13 protein-coding genes are annotated in these 15273 nt (G+C 70.8%); 3 read left to right on the top strand and 10 right to left on the bottom strand.

Translation table 11 applies throughout. The features are described 5' to 3' along the window. Positions 1-56: 56 nt before the first annotated feature. The 4 genes from PP359_RS05565 to PP359_RS05550 are packed head-to-tail and all read right to left on the bottom strand — an operon-like array spanning position 57 to position 4061. A complete protein-coding gene (locus tag PP359_RS05565) occupies positions 57-1727 on the bottom strand; it encodes a PTS mannitol transporter subunit IIBC (protein WP_135948455.1) in 1671 nt (556 codons plus the stop codon). A gap of 32 nt (positions 1728-1759) precedes the next feature. Continuing rightward, positions 1760-3424 carry a phosphoenolpyruvate--protein phosphotransferase gene (gene ptsP / locus PP359_RS05560; RefSeq protein WP_135948454.1) on the bottom strand — a complete coding sequence of 555 codons (1665 nt, stop codon included), beginning with the start codon at positions 3422-3424 and terminating at the stop codon, positions 1760-1762. Between the two features lie 20 nt (positions 3425-3444). After that, entirely contained in the window at positions 3445-3720 is a 276-nt protein-coding gene (locus tag PP359_RS05555; protein ID WP_135948453.1) for an HPr family phosphocarrier protein, read from the bottom strand. Next, positions 3717-4061, bottom strand: coding sequence for a PTS sugar transporter subunit IIB (locus PP359_RS05550; protein WP_036315812.1), 345 nt, complete (start codon positions 4059-4061; stop codon positions 3717-3719). Before PP359_RS05550 ends, PP359_RS05555 begins: the two co-directional genes overlap by 4 nt. Before the next feature lie 109 nt (positions 4062-4170). On the opposite strand from PP359_RS05550, the gene PP359_RS05545 reads away from it, so the two are divergent. Further along, positions 4171-6096 carry a BglG family transcription antiterminator gene (locus tag PP359_RS05545; RefSeq protein WP_135948452.1) on the top strand — a complete coding sequence of 642 codons (1926 nt, stop codon included), beginning with the start codon at positions 4171-4173 and terminating at the stop codon, positions 6094-6096. Between the two features lie 34 nt (positions 6097-6130). Here PP359_RS05545 and PP359_RS05540 read toward each other — a convergent pair whose 3' ends face one another. From PP359_RS05540 to PP359_RS05530, 3 genes are read right to left on the bottom strand one after another with little or no spacing between them, the layout of a single operon-like run. Further along, positions 6131-6697, bottom strand: a complete 567-nt coding sequence (locus PP359_RS05540) for a GNAT family N-acetyltransferase (RefSeq protein ID WP_499250064.1) — start codon at positions 6695-6697, stop codon at positions 6131-6133. A gap of 35 nt (positions 6698-6732) precedes the next feature. Further along, positions 6733-8427 (bottom strand): phospho-sugar mutase, encoded by a 1695-nt coding sequence (locus PP359_RS05535; RefSeq protein WP_135948451.1) that lies wholly within the window; start codon positions 8425-8427, stop codon positions 6733-6735. After that, complete coding sequence (locus tag PP359_RS05530) at positions 8424-9257, bottom strand: purine-nucleoside phosphorylase (RefSeq protein WP_036284458.1); 834 nt, start codon at positions 9255-9257, stop codon at positions 8424-8426. Before PP359_RS05530 ends, PP359_RS05535 begins: the two co-directional genes overlap by 4 nt. Positions 9258-9363: 106 nt before the next feature. Here PP359_RS05530 and PP359_RS05525 point away from each other — a divergent pair, with 106 nt between their 5' ends. Beyond that, the gene (locus PP359_RS05525; protein ID WP_112932573.1) at positions 9364-10815 is read left to right on the top strand and encodes an NAD(P)H-quinone dehydrogenase; all 1452 of its coding nucleotides are present in this window, start codon (positions 9364-9366) and stop codon (positions 10813-10815) included. Positions 10816-10821: 6 nt separating this feature from the next. Here PP359_RS05525 and PP359_RS05520 read toward each other — a convergent pair whose 3' ends face one another. The 3 genes from PP359_RS05520 to PP359_RS05510 form a co-directional block, all read right to left on the bottom strand. Then, positions 10822-11271 carry a hypothetical protein gene (locus PP359_RS05520; RefSeq protein WP_135948450.1) on the bottom strand — a complete coding sequence of 150 codons (450 nt, stop codon included), beginning with the start codon at positions 11269-11271 and terminating at the stop codon, positions 10822-10824. Positions 11272-11273: 2 nt separating this feature from the next. After that, a complete protein-coding gene (locus tag PP359_RS05515; RefSeq protein WP_052241192.1) occupies positions 11274-13070 on the bottom strand; it encodes an acetyl/propionyl/methylcrotonyl-CoA carboxylase subunit alpha in 1797 nt (598 codons plus the stop codon). A gap of 78 nt (positions 13071-13148) precedes the next feature. Further along, complete coding sequence (locus PP359_RS05510; protein ID WP_499250063.1) at positions 13149-13838, bottom strand: Maf family protein; 690 nt, start codon at positions 13836-13838, stop codon at positions 13149-13151. Between the two features lie 58 nt (positions 13839-13896). Here PP359_RS05510 and PP359_RS05505 point away from each other — a divergent pair, with 58 nt between their 5' ends. Next, on the top strand, positions 13897-15240 hold the full coding sequence (locus PP359_RS05505) for a class I SAM-dependent RNA methyltransferase (protein WP_499250062.1): 1344 nt from the start codon (positions 13897-13899) through the stop codon (positions 15238-15240). Positions 15241-15273: the final 33 nt, after the last annotated feature.

Below are 15273 nucleotides of genomic sequence, written 5' to 3'. Positions count from 1 at the left end.
GCGGGGACGGGGCATCGCGCCTCCCGTCCCCGCGGCGTTCGCGGTGGGGCTGGTCGTCAGCCCCGATCCTTGTGCTGGCGGACCACCAGATCCACGACCTCGTCGTACTTCGGCGAGTTCATGAAGTTGTCCACCGATACGTGCGTGGCGTTCGGTGTGCGCCCGCGCGCGCGGTCGGTGAGCTGCTGCTGGGTGATCACGAGGTCCTCGCTGCCGTCGAGGTTCGCGATCGCCTTGTTGGTGACCGAGACGTCGTCGACGCCGGCCTTCTTGATCTTGTTGCGCAGCACGCTCGCACCCATCGCGGACGAGCCCATGCCGGCGTCGCACGCGAACACGATGTTCGTCACGCGCCCGACAGGCGCCAGCGTTCCCGTCGCGACGGCATCGGCGGCGCGGTCGGCCGACAGCGACGACTGGTCGCCCTCCAGCCCGGCGTTCGCGGCGGCGCCGGCACGGAGGCCCGCGAGGGCCTCGGAGCTCTTGCCCTTGTTCGCCTCGGTCTGGGCGATCGCCGCTTCGAACGAGGCGCTGGACTCCGCCTCCGCTGCCAGATCGCGCTTACGAGATGCCCGCAGGATGACCGCGGTGATCAGGAACGTGACGGCGGCGGCGAGGATGACCGACAGGTAGACGACGAACAGGTTGCCGACGCCCGGGCCGATGGCGGCGGCCGTCACGGCGATGATGCTGCCGGGTGCCGCCGGGAAGGCGAGGCCGCCGCCCAGCAGCATGTTGGTCGTGACACCGGTCGCCCCGCCCGCGATGAGGGCGAGGATCGTCATCGGCTTGCTCAGCGCGTACGGGAAGTAGATCTCGTGGATGCCGCCGAAGAACTGGATGATGATCGCGCCCGGAGCGGAGGCGCGCGCGGCGCCCACGCCGAAGAAGGTGAACGCCAGCAGGAGACCCACACCGGGACCGGGGTTGGCCTCGATGAGGAAGAGGATCGACTTGCCGGCCTCGGTCGCCTGCTGGATGCCGAGCGGCGTGAATACGCCGTGGTTGATGGCGTTGTTGAGGAACAGCACCTTCGCCGGCTCGACGATGATCGACAGCAGCGGCAGCAGGTTGACGCTCACGAGCCAGCCGACGATGCCGCCGAGGAACGTCGAGATGCCGAGCATGATCGGACCGAAGGCGAAGAAGCCGACGATCGCGAGGATCATTCCGAGGATGCCGGCGGAGAAGTTGTTCACCAGCATCTCGAAGCCGGGCTTGATCTTGCCGTCCCAGAGCTTGTCCATCTGCTTCGTGATCCACGCGGCCAGCGGACCCATGATCATGGCTCCGAGGAACATCGGGATGTCGGTGCCGACGATGACACCCATCGTCGCGATGGTCGCGACCACGCCGCCTCGGGCGTCGTAGACCATGCGGCCGCCGGTGTTGGCGATCAGCAGCGGGAGCAGGTACGTGACCATCGGTCCGACCAAGCCCACGTAGACGGTGACATCGCCGCTTGCGAGCGCCGTCATCGCGCCGTTCCACCCGATGGTGGCTGCGTTTCCGCCGCCGCCGATGATCTCGGCGACGGGCGACCAGTGCCATCCGAAGGGGCTTTCCGCGCCGAAGAAGCCCTTCGTGATGAAGAGCATCGTGATAAAGCCCCAGGCGATGAAGGCCGCGATGTTCGGCATGATCATGCCGGAGAGGAAGGTGCCGAACCTCTGCACGCCGACGCGTGCGCGGTTCACCCCCGTCGATGTCGTGGACGCCGTTGTCATTGTCTTCCGTTCCCTTCGAATGTGCCGCGCCGTCAGCCGGCGAGGTTCTCAGCGGCGGCCTGAGCCGCCGATCGTGCGGATGCCGCGTCATCGGCGGCGAGGGCTGCCGCGGCGATGCGCTCGGCATCCTCGCGGGTGTACTGCAGAAGCGAGGCGCGCACGTCCGCGAGGGCGGTGGGGGCCATCGAGAGCGTCGTCGCGCCGAGCCCGACGAGCACGACCGCCAGCAGCGGGTCGGCGGCGGCCTCGCCGCAGATGCCGACGGGCTTGCCGTTGGTCTTGCCGCCGTCGGCGGTCATCTTGATCAGCTCGAGGACCGCGGGGTGCCACGGGTCCTGGTACGACGCCACCGAGCCGAGCAGGCGGTCGGCGGCGAGCGTGTACTGCGTGAGGTCGTTCGTGCCGATGGAGGCGAAGTCCGCGATCTGCAGGATGCGCTTCGCCTGGATCGCCGACGAGGGAACCTCGACCATGACACCCGCCGTCTTGATGCCGTACTCCTTCGCGAGCGCCACGAAGTAGTCGGCCTCCTCGACGGTGGCGACCATCGGCGCCATCACCCAGAGGTCGGCATCGGTGGCGGCATCCGCGTTGGCGAGCGCCGTCAGCTGCTCGCGCAGGATGTCCTCGCTGGCGCGCAGGGCCCGCAGGCCCCGCAGGCCCAGTGCGGGGTTGTCCTCGTGCGCGTCGTTGAGGAAGGCGAGGGGCTTGTCGGCGCCGGCGTCGAGCGCGCGGACGACGACCTTCTTGCCGGGGAACGCCTTCAGCAGCTCGGTGTACGACGCGGTCTGCTCGTCGACGGTCGGAGCCTGGGTGGCGGAGAGGAAGAGGAACTCGGTGCGGAACAGGCCGACGCCCTCGGCGCCGAGTTCGACCGCCTCGGCGGCGCCGCCCGGCTTGCCGAGGTTGGCCAGCAGCGGAACCGCCGAGCCGTCCTTGAGCGCGCCCGGGGTGAGCGGAGCGGATGCCGCGGCAGCGCGGGCATCGGCGCGGTTCTGCGCCTGCGCCAGCTCGTCCTCGGTGGGATCGACGGTGACGACGCCCTTCGCGGCGTCCACGATCACGGTCTGCCCGTCGACGAGGTCCTTGGCGGCAGCGGCGCCCACGATGGCGACGATCGACTTCTCGCGCGCGAGGATCGCGGTGTGCGAGGTCGGTCCGCCGTCGGTGGTGACCAGTGCGAGCACCTGGTCGAGGTCGAGCAGCGCGGTGTCGGCGGGCGCCAGGTCCTTGGCGACCAGCACGAAGGGGTGACCCGGGTCGGGAACGCCCGGCGCGGGCAGGCCGCGCAGGCGCGCGATGACGCGCTGGGCGACGTCGTCGAGGTCGGCGGCGCGCTCACCCAGGTAGCCGCCCATCGCGGCCAGGGTGTCGCGGAAGCTCGCGAACGCCTCGTGGACGGCGTACTCACCGGTCTTGCCAGCGTTCACCCGCGTGGAGACCTCGGTGTCGAGCGTCGGGTCCTCGGCCATCATCGCCTGCGCCTCGAGCACGTCGCGGGCGAGGCCTCCGGCCTTCGAACCCCGCTCCTCCAGCTCGCGGGCGACGGCGGCGACCGCCTCGCGGACACGTGCGAGCTCCTCGTCGGGGGTGAGGGTGCTGGGGACGTCCGAGGGGGCGGGCAGGGGATCGGCCATGCGGGCGACCGGGCCCTGTGCGACGCCCAGTCCGATACCCACTCCACGCAGTTCACTCATCTTCGGGTCTCTCCTTCGGTTCAGTTCTCGTCGTGATCGGTCGTCAGCAGCTCGGCGAGCACGTCGAGCACGGCGTTCGCGTTGTCACCCTCGGCGGTGAGGGTGACATAGTCGCCCTTCTCGGCTCCCAGTGAGATGACGCCCAGGATGCTGGCGGCGTTGACCGGTGCACCCGCGCCCTTGGAGATCGTGACCTCCAGGCCGGAGTCCTTCACGCCCTGGGCGAAGAGCTTCGCGGGTCGGGCGTGCAATCCGTTGGACGATCCGATGCGGATCGTGCGGGACACAGAGCTCATGCGGGGTTCCTCTCCGTCGAAGCGGGCATGTCGGGGTCTGCGCTCAGGGTCTCGTCGATCAGCGCGAGGGCGCGCGTACCGTGGAGATCGCTGAAGATGTCGGTCGGAAGGAGGATCACGCGTACCAGACGCGGCGCGGCTTCGCGACGGATGCGGTCCAGGCTGCCGTGCAGGTGGGGGCCCACGAGCACGACGTCTGCGGCGTCGATGTCGATCGGGAGCGACTGTTCGGTGCCGGCGACGGCACTGAGCTCACGCCCGGCCGCCTGCGCCGCGTGACGAACACGCTGCGCGACGAAAGTGCTCGACGCACCCGCGCCGCACACAACGAGGATCCTCATCGATCCGCCTCCTTCTCGGCCATTCTTGTGAAAGGGCTGGGAGGCGACAACCACACCTGTTTCCGCGGGGGCGGAAACACCCCGCGGACGGCGTGGTTGACTGGACGGTGTGAGCAGAGCGCGTCAGGACCGTGTCATCGCGCTGCTCGCGCGGGAGGGCGACTGGCTCACGGCCGCCGAACTCGCCGACATCGTCGGCGTGACCCCTCGCAGCATCCGCAGCTACGTCACCGCGCTCAATGCTCGCGTTCCCCGGGGCGTCGTCGTCGAGTCCGGTCCGCTCGGCTATCGTGCGGGCGCGGATGCGCCCGCTGCGCTGCGAGCCGGAGCGGATGCCGCGACTCCGCGGGAGCGCGTGCACCGGCTCGTGCGCCGGCTGCTGTCGGGACGGGAAGGCATCGACGTCTTCGAGACCGCCGACGATTTCCACGTCAGTCCGGCGACACTCGAAGCAGACCTGGGCCGGGTCCGCGCGCTGCTGGGCGACACGGAGCTCACGCTGGAGCGCAGCGGGTCGCGCGCGCGACTGAAAGGCACGGAGATGGCGCAGCGGCGCCTGCTGAGCCGGCTCGCGCACGACGAGACCGACGACGGCGCGTTCGACCTCGATGCCCTCCGGCGCAGTCTCGGCGCGGGATCGATCGGTGAAGCGGTCTTCGGCCCGTTCAAAGCCGATCTCGTTTCGGGTCTGCGCGAGCTCGGCTACTTCGTCAACGAGTTCGGCATCGGCGACGTGATGATGCACGTCGCCATCACCGCCGACCGCGTCGCGCACGACCGTGCGCTGGAGACGGCCGCGCTCGATGAGACGACGCCCGCTCAGGAGCAGGTCGGGGCTCTGCTCGACACGCTGTGCGAGCGGCATCTGGGGGTGCGGTTGGGCGCGGGCGACCGTCGACACCTCGCCGCCCTCGTCCTCGGCCGCGTCGTGGCGCCCGGTCCCGGTGAGGCGGCGTCGGTCACACGAGCGGGTCTGCAGCCCGAGGTCGAGGCGGCCGTGCGCGACATCGTGCACCGTGCGGCATCCGAGTTCCTCGTCGACATCGAGCACCAGGACTTCGTATTGCGCCTCGCCCTCCACGTGCAGAACCTGCGGCTGCGCGCACAGGAGCAGGCGTGGTCGCGCAACCCCCTCACCCGATCGCTGAAGGCCACCTACCCGATGATCTTCGAGGTCGCGGTCTTCATCGCGGACGGCCTGCGCGGGCTTCTCGGCATCCCCCTGCTCGACGACGAGATCGCCTACATCGCGATGCACGTCGGCGGCCAGCTGGAGCGCAGTCGGCACGCGGGCACCGTGTTGACCGCGACGATCGTGTGCCCTGGGTACTACGAACTGCACGAGTTGCTGCGCTCGAGCGTCGACCGCTCGCTCGGACAGGCGGTCGACGTCGTCGGCGTCGACACGAGGGCCGACCCCGACTGGCGGGCGATCGAGACCGATCTGATCCTCACGACGATCGACCCGCCTTTCACCGGTGACGGCATCGTGCGCATCCAGCCCTTCCTCACGGAGAGCGACATCGAGCGCGTGCAGGCGGCGGCCGGCCGCGTGCGCCGCGCGCGTCGCCTGGCGCGACTGCGGGACGAGCTCGGCCGCTACTTCTCCGCCGATGCCTTCATCGGACGCGTCTCTGCGGATGCCGATGAGGAAAGCGTCATCCGCGATCTGGGAGCCCGGCTCGTCGCGCAGGGCGTCATCGACGAGGGATACGTCGAGCGCACGCTCGAGCGCGAACGGCTGTCCTCGACCGCATTCACGGATGCGCTCGCGGTGCCGCACGCGATCGGGATGACGGCGACGCGCACGGCGATCGCCGTGGGCATCGCCGACCCGTCCATGGCCTGGGGTGAGGGCCGCGTGCAGGTGATCGCGATGGTGGCCTTCTCCGAGAGCGATCGCGAAGCGTTCCAGACGGTGTTCGAGCAGTTGGTCGAGGTTTTCAGCGAACGCGACAGCGTGCAGCGGATCGTCCGCCGCGGCACGTCGTTCGGGCCCTTCCTCGACGAGCTCGTGGCCGTCGTCGACGGTTGAGGCGCGCCCAAGCCGCGTCGCCCGTCGTCGACGCTCAGCGCAGGCGAGCCTGAAGGCCCCGCTTCACCGTCGGCCACTCGTGCGGGAGGATCGAGTAGATCACGGTGTCGCGCAGGGTGCCGTCGGGACCCACTCGATGATTGCGCAGCACGCCGTCCTGCTTCGCGCCGAGGCGCTCGATCGCGGCCCGCGACTGACGGTTGTGCCAGTGCGTGCACAACTGCACGGCGATCACGTGGCACGCCTCGAACGCGTGCTGCAGGAGCAGGAGCTTGGCGGCCGTGTTCACGCCGGTGCGCTGCACTGTCGGCGACAACCAGGTGTAGCCGATCTCCACCCGCGGACTGTCGAGATCGATGGTGCAGAACGTCGTCATCCCCACCGCCACGCAGTCGACCACCACCGCGAACGGGTTCATGCGTCCGCTGTCGCGTTCGGCGAGCCGGTGGGTGATGTCCGCGCTCGCGTCCGAGGGAACGGAGGTGTACCAGGCGTATTCCAGCCCCTCGCGGGCACGCTGGAGCTCGGCCGCGTGATCGGCCCGCAGCGGTTCGAGTCGGACACGCTCGTTCTCGAGGACGACCGGCTCGGTCAGCAGCATGCGCTGAACCTCCCCGGGTCGACCCACCGCCGCACTCACCCCTGCGCCGCGGCGATCAGCGCCCGCGTGCCGGCATCCAGAGCGGCGAGCCGCTCCTGTGCATCGTCCGCCGATGTGCCGCGCACATCCAGGTAGGCCTTCAGCTTGGGCTCGGTGCCGCTCGGTCGCACGATCAGGCGCGACCCGTCCTCCAGCCACAGCCGCAGCACGTCGCTGGCCGGCACGCCGCCGGTGCCCGTCAGCAGGTCGTCGATGCCGGTCACCGCGACATCGCCCACCCGAGCAGGCGGAGCCTGGCGAAGCGCCGACATGATGCGCCCGATCATCGACAGATCGTCGACGCGCAGCGACACCTGCCCCGACGCGAAGAAGCCGAAGGTCTCCTGGAAGCCCCGCAGCAGGTCGGCGAGGCTCTCGCCGCGCTCGCGGGCCTCGGCGATCATGCCGAGAATCGCCACCGCGGCGGAGATGCCGTCTTTGTCGCGTACCGTCTCGGGGTTGACCAGGTATCCGAGGGCCTCTTCGAAACCGTAGAGGATGCCGGGCGCGCGCGAGATCCACTTGAAGCCCGTCAGCGTCGCGTGGAAGTCGAGACCGTAGTGCTCCGCGACGCTCTGCAGGCCGGGGGACGACACCAGCGAGCAGGCCAGCGATCCCGTCTCACCCCGTTCGACGGCGCGGGCCGCGGCACGCCACCCGAGCAGCAGCCCGATCTCGTTCCCGGTCAGGCGGCGCCAGCCCCCAGGCGCGGTCTCGTCGGGCAGGGCGACGGCCAGGCGATCGGCATCGGGATCGTTGGCGATCACGAACTCGGCGCCGACGGCGCGAGCCGTCTCGAACGCGAGGTCCATGGCCCCCGGCTCCTCCGGATTGGGGAAGGCGACGGTCGGAAAGCGCCCGTCGGGCGCGATCTGCGCCTCCACGACGGTGGGTCGGGGATAGCCCGCGAGTTCGAGGATCGCGTGCAGGGTCTCGGAACCGACACCGTGCATGGCCGTGTACACCCAGTTCATGCCGGCCGCACCCGCGGTGGCGGGGGCGACGGCCGCGGTGGCGGCGACGTAGGCGGTGATGACGGACTCGTCCGCGACCTCGTACTCGGCGCGAGCCAGGTCGGGGACCGCCGAGGTCGCCGCGATCCGGTCGATGTGCGCCGCGATCTCGGCGTCGGCGGGGGAGACGATCTGTGAGCCGTGGTCGGCGCCGCCGAGGTACACCTTGTAGCCGTTGTCGTCCGGCGGGTTGTGCGACGCCGTCACCATGACGCCCGCGGCGGCGCCGAGGTGGCGCACCGCGAAGGCCAGCACCGGAGTGGGGAGCATCCGGGGAAGCAGCACCGCCCGCAGGCCGGCCCCCGCGAACAGTTCCGCCGAGTCGCGGGCGAACACGTCCGAATTGCGACGCCCGTCGTAGCCGATGACCACGAGTGGTGTCGTTCCCGGCGCCGCCTTCCCCCGCAGGTAGGCGGCGAATCCCGCGGCGGCCTGAGACACGAGCACCCGGTTCATGCGGTTGCTGCCCGCTCCCAGCCGTCCTCGCAGTCCCGCCGTGCCGAACTGCAGGCGGGAACCGAAACGATCGGCGAGGTCGGCGGATGCCGCCTCGTCGCCGGCCGCTGCGGCATCCACGATGGCACTCAGCTCCGCGCGGGTGACCTCGTCGGGATCCTGCGCGAGCCAGGCGCGCGCCGCATCGAGCACGGTCGTCCCCGCGGCATCCGCGCCGCTCACAGCTGCCCGATCACGCGAGCCAGCAGCGCGGAGATCACGGGCTCGGCGGCCTGGCCGGCCTCGATGACCTCGGCGTGGCTGAGCGGGGTCTTCTGGATGCCGGCGGCGAGGTTGGTGATGAGGGAGAAGCCCAGCACCTCCATCCCGGCCTGACGCGCGGCGATCGCCTCGAGCGCCGTCGACATGCCGACGATGTGGCCGCCGATCGTCTTGGCCATCTGCACCTCCGCGGGGGTCTCGTAGTGCGGGCCGCGGAACTGGCAGTACACGCCTTCGTCGAGGGTCGGATCGACCGTGCGGGCGAGCTCTCGCAGGCGCGACGAATACAGATCGGTGAGGTCGATGAACGTCGCCCCCTCCAGCGGCGAGTCGGCCGTCAGGTTGATGTGGTCGCTGATGAGCACGGGCGTCCCGGGCGTCCACGTCTCCTTGATGCCGCCGGCTCCGTTGGTGAGCACCATCGTCGTCGCTCCGGTCGCGGCGGCCGTGCGGACGCTGTGGACGACCCGGCGGACGCCGTGTCCCTCGTAGTAGTGCGTGCGGGCGCCGATCACGAGCACGCGCTTTCCCTCGGGGGTGACGATGCTGCGGATCGATCCGACATGGCCGGCCAGTGCGGGCGCGCTGAAGCCGGTGACATCGGTCGCGGGAATCGTCGCGGTCGTCTCGCCGACGAGGTCGGCCGCCTTGCCCCAACCGCTGCCGAGCGTGAGCGCGATGTCGTGCCGTTCGACGCCGGTGAGGCGTGCGATGTCGCCGGCGGCGCGCGCGGCCACCTCGAACGGGTCGGCAGAAGGGTCGTCGAGCGGGTTGGTGTTCATGTCGGACATGTTCCCACTCTAGGAACCGCGGCTCCGGCGGGCCACTCGCCTCGTGCGCCGATCGCCGTCATCGCAGCGGCACGGGACGACGCCGGGGGCCTGAGAGAATGGAGCAATGTCCTCGAGCTTCGTCAACACCCAGTCGGTCGCCGTCCTCGGGGGCGGTCCCGGTGGGTACGAGGCGGCGCTCGCCGCCGCGCAGCTCGGTGCGGACGTCACCCTCGTCGAGCGCGCGGGGGTGGGCGGGGCGGCCGTCATCACCGACGTCGTCCCCTCCAAGAGCCTCATCGCCACCGCCGACGCCGCTGTCGCCATCTCGGAGGCCTCCGACCTCGGCGTGCAGTTCTTCGCAAAGGGGGAGAGCGGCGTCGCGCTCAAGCCCGAGGTCGCGATCAACCTCGCCGCCGTCAACAAGCGCCTGCTCTCGCTGGCTCGGCAGCAGTCCGATGACATGCGCGCGCAGCTGGTCGATGCCGGGGTGCGCATCATCTCGGGGCACGGGCGTCTGGACGGCCATCACGCAATCGTCGTGGCCACCGGCCCCGGCGGCACCGATTTCGATCGTGTCGAGGCCGACACCCTGGTCGTCGCCGTCGGCGCGTCGCCGCGCGAGCTTCCCACCGCGCGCCCGGACGGAGAGCGGATCCTCACGTGGACGCAGCTGTACGACATGAAGGCGCTTCCCGAGCACCTCATCGTCGTGGGCTCCGGGGTCACCGGTGCCGAGTTCGCCTCCGCCTACATGAACCTGGGGGCGAAGGTCACGCTGATCTCCAGTCGCGACCAGGTGCTGCCGGGTGAGGACGCCGACGCCGCCGCGGTTCTCGAGAAGGTCTTCACCCGCGGCGGAATGACGGTGCTGTCCACCTCCCGTGCCGACGCGGTCGAACGCACCGCCGACGGCGTGGTCGTCTCGCTCTCCGACGGTCGCACCGTCGAAGGCAGCCACTGCCTGCTCGCCGTCGGCTCGATCCCGAACACCGCCGGCATCGGCCTCGAGGATGCCGGGGTGCAGCTGACGCCGTCCGGTCACATCCGCGTCAACCGTGTCGCGCGCACATCGGTGCCGAACATCTACGCGGCCGGCGACTGCACGACATTCGTTCCCTTGGCCTCGGTGGCCTCCATGCAGGGACGCACCGCGATCTTCCACGCGCTCGGCGACACCGTCATCCCGCTGGAGCGTCGCCGCATCACCGCGAACATCTTCACGGCGCCCGAGATCGCGACCGTCGGTCGTCAGGAGAAGGACCTCGAGACGGGGGCCATCAACGGCTACGTCTACAAGCTGCCGCTGGCGGCGAACGCCCGCGCGAAGATGATGGGCATCACCGACGGGTTCGTCAAGATCATCGCGCGCGAAGGCAGCGGCACCGTCATCGGCGGCGTCATCGTGGCCCCGCGGGCCTCCGAGCTCATCTACCCGATCGCCATCGCCGTCGAGCGGCGGCTGACGGTCGATCAGGTCTCGCGCGTGTTCGCCGTCTTCCCCTCGCTCAGCGCGTCGATCACGGACGCGACCCGCGCCATGCACCTCGTCAACCGCGACGACGACTTCTTCGGCTGAGCGGCGCTAGCGCTGCAGCTGCGCGGTCCAGACGCCCTCGCCGTCCGACGAGGTGGCCGTCACGGTGAACGACGTGAGGTTCTGCATCGCGGTGGGAATGGCGATGGGGGTGCGGAGCGCACCGCCCTGGCAGACGATGTCCTGCTGCGTTCCGACGGTCGAGCTTCCCGCGACGTAGCTGAGCGCGAACTCGGCGCGGGCGGCGCCGATGCAGCGCAGTTCCACCGCGCGGAATGCTGTCGCAGGGGAGAACTGGAGGGTCACGCCGCCCGCAGCCGCGGCCGTGATCGGGCCGGATGCGGCGGTGTCCGACGCCGCGCCGACGATCGAGGTCGACCATGCGCTCCACGCGGCGCGGTCGGCATCCGACGGACCGGTGCTGCAGCCGGCGAGGGCGAGGGCGACCAGACAGGCCGCTCCCGCCGCGCGGATCGGACGTGAGCGGGCCGGGCGCATGATCAGGAGATCGTGAGCAGCTGGTGGCCCGCGGACACGGTGGTGCCGGGGTCGGCGTTGATCGCGCCCACGACACCGTCCTTGTGCGCCGGGATCGGCTGCTCCATCTTCATGGCCTCCAGGACGACCACCAGATCGCCCTTGACGACCGACTGCCCTTCTTCGACCGCGACCTTGACGACCGTCGCCTGCATCGGAGACGTGACCGCGTCGCCGGACGCACCGCTGACCGAGGAGGCCGTGTGTGAGCGGCGCGAGGGCGGCGCCACGACCGGGCGACCGATCTTGGCCGGGGCCAGGGCGATGCGGTCCGGCAGGCTCACCTCGAGGCGCTTGCCGGACACCTCGACGACCACCGTGTGGCGCGGCTCCGCCTCGGCCGGGGCCTCGGCCTCGCCGTCCCACGGCGCGATGTCGTTGACGAACTCGGTCTCGATCCAGCGCGTGAAGACGCCGAAGTGGCCGTCCTCCGCCGTGAACGCGGGATCGCGCACGACCTTGCGGTGGAAGGGCAGGACGGTGGGCATGCCTGCGACCTCGAACTCGTCGAGTGCGCGCCGCGAGCGCTCCAGGGCCTCGGCGCGATCACGTCCGGTGACGATGAGCTTGCCCAGCAGCGAGTCGAACGCGCCGGAGACGCTGTCGCCGGCGGTGACGCCGGAGTCCAGACGGATGCCGGGGCCGCCGAACGTCTTGAACTGGTGGATGCGCCCGGGCTGGGGGAGGAAGCCGCGACCCGGGTCTTCGCCGTTGATGCGGAACTCGATCGAGTGGCCGAGCGGCTCGGGGTCGTCGTAGTCGAGGGTGCCCCCCTCGGCCAGGCGGAACTGCTCGCGCACCAGGTCGATGCCCGTGACCTCCTCGGAGACGGGGTGCTCGACCTGCAGCCGCGTGTTCACCTCGAGGAAGGAGATGGTGCCGTCGGCGCCGATGAGGAACTCGCACGTGCCCGCCCCGACGTAGCCGACCTCGCGGAGGATCGCCTTCGACGACGCGTAGAGCGTCTCCTTCTGCGCCGCTGTCAGGAACGGCGCCGGCGCCTCTTCGACGAGCTTCTGGTGGCGTCGCTGCAGTGAGCAGTCGCGCGTCGAGACGACGACGACGTTGCCCTCGGCATCCGCGAGGCACTGCGTCTCGACGTGGCGCGGCTTGTCGAGGTACTTCTCCACGAAGCACTCGCCGCGGCCGAAGGCGGCCACCGCCTCGCGAGTGGCCGATTCGAACATCTCGGCGACCTCGCCGAGTTCGCGGGCCACCTTGAGACCGCGTCCGCCGCCGCCGTAGGCGGCCTTGATGGCGATCGGCAGACCGACCTGCTCGGCGAAGGCGACGACCTCATCGGCGCCCGCGACCGGCCCGGGCGTCCCGGGAGCGAGCGGAGCTCCCACCTTCTCGGCGACGTGGCGGGCCGTGACCTTGTCGCCGAGAGCTTCGATCGCCTCGGGCGAAGGGCCGATCCAGATCATGCCGGCGGCGGTGACGGCGCGGGCGAACTCCGCGTTCTCCGCGAGGAAGCCGTAGCCGGGGTGCACCGCATCGGCGCCGGAGCGCCGGGCGACCGAGAGGATCTTCTCGATCGACAGGTACGTGTCGGCGCTGGTGGCGCCCTCGAGCGCGTACGCCTCGTCGGCGAGCTTGGCGTGCATGGCGTCGCGGTCCTGGTCGGCGTAGACCGCGACCGACGCCTTCCCCGAGTCGCGAGCGGCGCGGATCACTCGGACCGCGATCTCTCCCCGGTTCGCGACGAGCACTTTTGTGATCTGCGGGCGCGGGGACGTCAGGTCCAGTGAGCGTGGCATGGATGCCAGCCTACCCACGCAAGAGCGTGCTCCTTTGGATCACCCGCACAAGATCGTCGGCGATTCGTGTGCGAGAGCCTACGAAGTCGCGTCCTCCTTCTGTGTGCCGTCGCGGTGGGAGGGGGACGACGTCCACAGATCGGTCCACACGACGCCGAGCGCCTTGCACAGTCGGCGCACCGTCGACAGGGACATGCCGACCACGGTCGACGGGTCGCCGTCGACGCGCTCGATGAACGGCCCGCCCAGGCTGTCGACCGTGAAGGCTCCGGCCACCTGCAACGGTTCGCCGGTTGCGACGTAGGCGGCGATCTCGGCATCCGAGACGTCGGAGACGAAGGTGACGGCGGCGGCGGCGACGGCGTGCTCCTCTCGCGGCGGCATCCCGGGCCGGACGCGGATGACGCTGTGGCCCGAGTGCAGCACACCCGTCCGGCCGCGCATCTGCTCCCACCGTGCCGTGGCGACCTCGGGCCGCAGCGGCTTGCCGAGCACGTCGCCATCGATCTCGAACATCGAGTCGCCGCCCACGACGACGCCGTCGAAGTCGGGGATGTCGTTCACGAGGGATGCCGCGACGTCGGCGGCCTTGCGTCGCGCGAGCAGCAGGACGTGCTCGTCGGGAGGCAGGATGCGCGCCTCGCATGCCTGGATCTCGTCGATGACCGCTTCCTCGTCGACGTCGGGCGCCCGCAGCAGCGGCTCGATGCCGGCCTGGCGCATGAGCATGAGTCGGGCGGGGGAGGTGGAGGCGAGGCACACGCGCATGCCGTCCAGCGTACGTTCCGTCGCGGACGAGGTCGGGGATCCGTGACAGCATCGAAGGATGCAACCCGGAGACCTCCTCGATCTCGACATCACCGACGTGGCCCACGGTGGCGTGTTCATCGCGCGGCACGAAGGGCGGGTCGTCTTCGTCTCCGACGCGATTCCGGGCGAGCGCGTCCGGGTGCGGTTGACCGAGACCGCGAAGTCCTCGTTCTGGCGCGGCGCCGTCGTCGAGGTGCTCGATGCCTCGCCGCATCGACGCCCGCACATCTGGGCGGCCGCCGACGTCCGCATCGACCCCGATCGGCGACCCGGCGGGGCCGACTTCGGCCATATCGAGCTGGGGCACCAGCGGGAGCTGAAACTCCAGGTGCTGCGCGCCGCCCTCGGACGCTTCGGCGGTCTCGAGCAGCCGTCGGCGACGATCAGCGGCGCGCGTGCTCTCCGGTCGGATCGAGGAGAGGTCATCGCCGAGGAGTCCGCTGACGCGACCGGGTGGCGCACCCGTGTCAGCCTCCACGTCGACGGCGACGGTCGGGTGGGCCCGTACGCGGCACGCAGCCACCGGGTGATCGAGGTGGACGAGCTCCCGCTCGCGACGGCCGAGATCCAGCGTGCGGCGCGCACGCTGTCGGCACCCCCGGGGCGGATCGATCTGGTGCAGCCCGCCGACGGGCGGGTGCGCATCGTGCCGCGCCCCGACGCCGCCGCCGGGCGGGCCGGATCGGGCCGTCGTGGCAGCGGCCCGCGGCGCGGCGCGCCGCAACGCGCGGGCGTGGATGCCGCGGCGCACGAGATCATCACCGAACAGGTCGACGGGCGCTCCTTCCAGCTGGATGCCGGGGGGTTCTGGCAGGTGCACCGCCTCGCCGCACATACCCTGACCGGCGCCGTCGTCGATGCGCTCACGGCCGCCGGCGGCGTCGATCCCGAGGCGCAGCACCTCGACCTCTACGGCGGGGTGGGGCTGTTCGCCGCGACGATCGGCACGCTCGGTGGCCCCGCCACGCGCGTCACCACGGTCGAGTCCGATCCGCGCGCGACCGAGCACGCCGGGGAGAATCTCGCCGCGTGGGTGGGAGCGCGCGCGGAGACCTCTCGCGCCGATCGTTTCCTCGCGCGCCTGCACGCTCAGGCGGGCGCCGTCGAGCGCGGGCGCCTCGGTCGCGGGGTCACTCTGCTCGATCCGCCGCGGGCGGGGGCAGGGCGTGAGGTCGTCGGCGCGGTTGCGGCGCTCGCCCCGGCATCCGTCGTCTATGTGGCGTGCGATCCGGTGGCCCTCGCTCGCGACATCGGCGCGTTCCGTGAGCGCGGCTATGGCGTTCGCCGCATCGAAGCGTTCGACCTCTTCCCGCACTCTCATCACGTGGAAGCCGTGGCGCTGCTGCAGCGCGAGCCGTGACGCGGCAAGCGCACGAACCTCACTCCTTCGTCG

It is taken from the genome of Sphingomonas sp. BLCC-B65, from assembly GCF_028550675.1.
Lineage (GTDB): Bacteria > Actinomycetota > Actinomycetes > Actinomycetales > Microbacteriaceae > Microbacterium.
Note: the sequence above shows the minus strand (reverse complement) of the source record. Positions and strands in the feature narration are given on the sequence as shown.

Excerpts from the sequence above, each read along its gene's own strand:
- PP359_RS05565 (WP_135948455.1), bottom strand. The coding sequence starts at position 1,727 with ATGACAACGGCGTCCACGACATCGACGGGGGTGAACCGCGCACGCGTC.
- ptsP (WP_135948454.1), bottom strand. The coding sequence starts at position 3,424 with ATGAGTGAACTGCGTGGAGTGGGTATCGGACTGGGCGTCGCACAGGGC.
- PP359_RS05555 (WP_135948453.1), bottom strand. The coding sequence starts at position 3,720 with ATGAGCTCTGTGTCCCGCACGATCCGCATCGGATCGTCCAACGGATTG.
- PP359_RS05550 (WP_036315812.1), bottom strand. The coding sequence starts at position 4,061 with ATGAGGATCCTCGTTGTGTGCGGCGCGGGTGCGTCGAGCACTTTCGTC.
- PP359_RS05540 (WP_499250064.1), bottom strand. The coding sequence starts at position 6,697 with ATGCTGCTGACCGAGCCGGTCGTCCTCGAGAACGAGCGTGTCCGACTC.
- PP359_RS05530 (WP_036284458.1), bottom strand. The coding sequence starts at position 9,257 with ATGTCCGACATGAACACCAACCCGCTCGACGACCCTTCTGCCGACCCG.
- PP359_RS05525 (WP_112932573.1), top strand. The coding sequence starts at position 9,364 with ATGTCCTCGAGCTTCGTCAACACCCAGTCGGTCGCCGTCCTCGGGGGC.
- PP359_RS05520 (WP_135948450.1), bottom strand. The coding sequence starts at position 11,271 with ATGCGCCCGGCCCGCTCACGTCCGATCCGCGCGGCGGGAGCGGCCTGT.
- PP359_RS05515 (WP_052241192.1), bottom strand. The coding sequence starts at position 13,070 with ATGCCACGCTCACTGGACCTGACGTCCCCGCGCCCGCAGATCACAAAA.
- PP359_RS05510 (WP_499250063.1), bottom strand. The coding sequence starts at position 13,838 with ATGCGCGTGTGCCTCGCCTCCACCTCCCCCGCCCGACTCATGCTCATG.
- PP359_RS05505 (WP_499250062.1), top strand. The coding sequence starts at position 13,897 with ATGCAACCCGGAGACCTCCTCGATCTCGACATCACCGACGTGGCCCAC.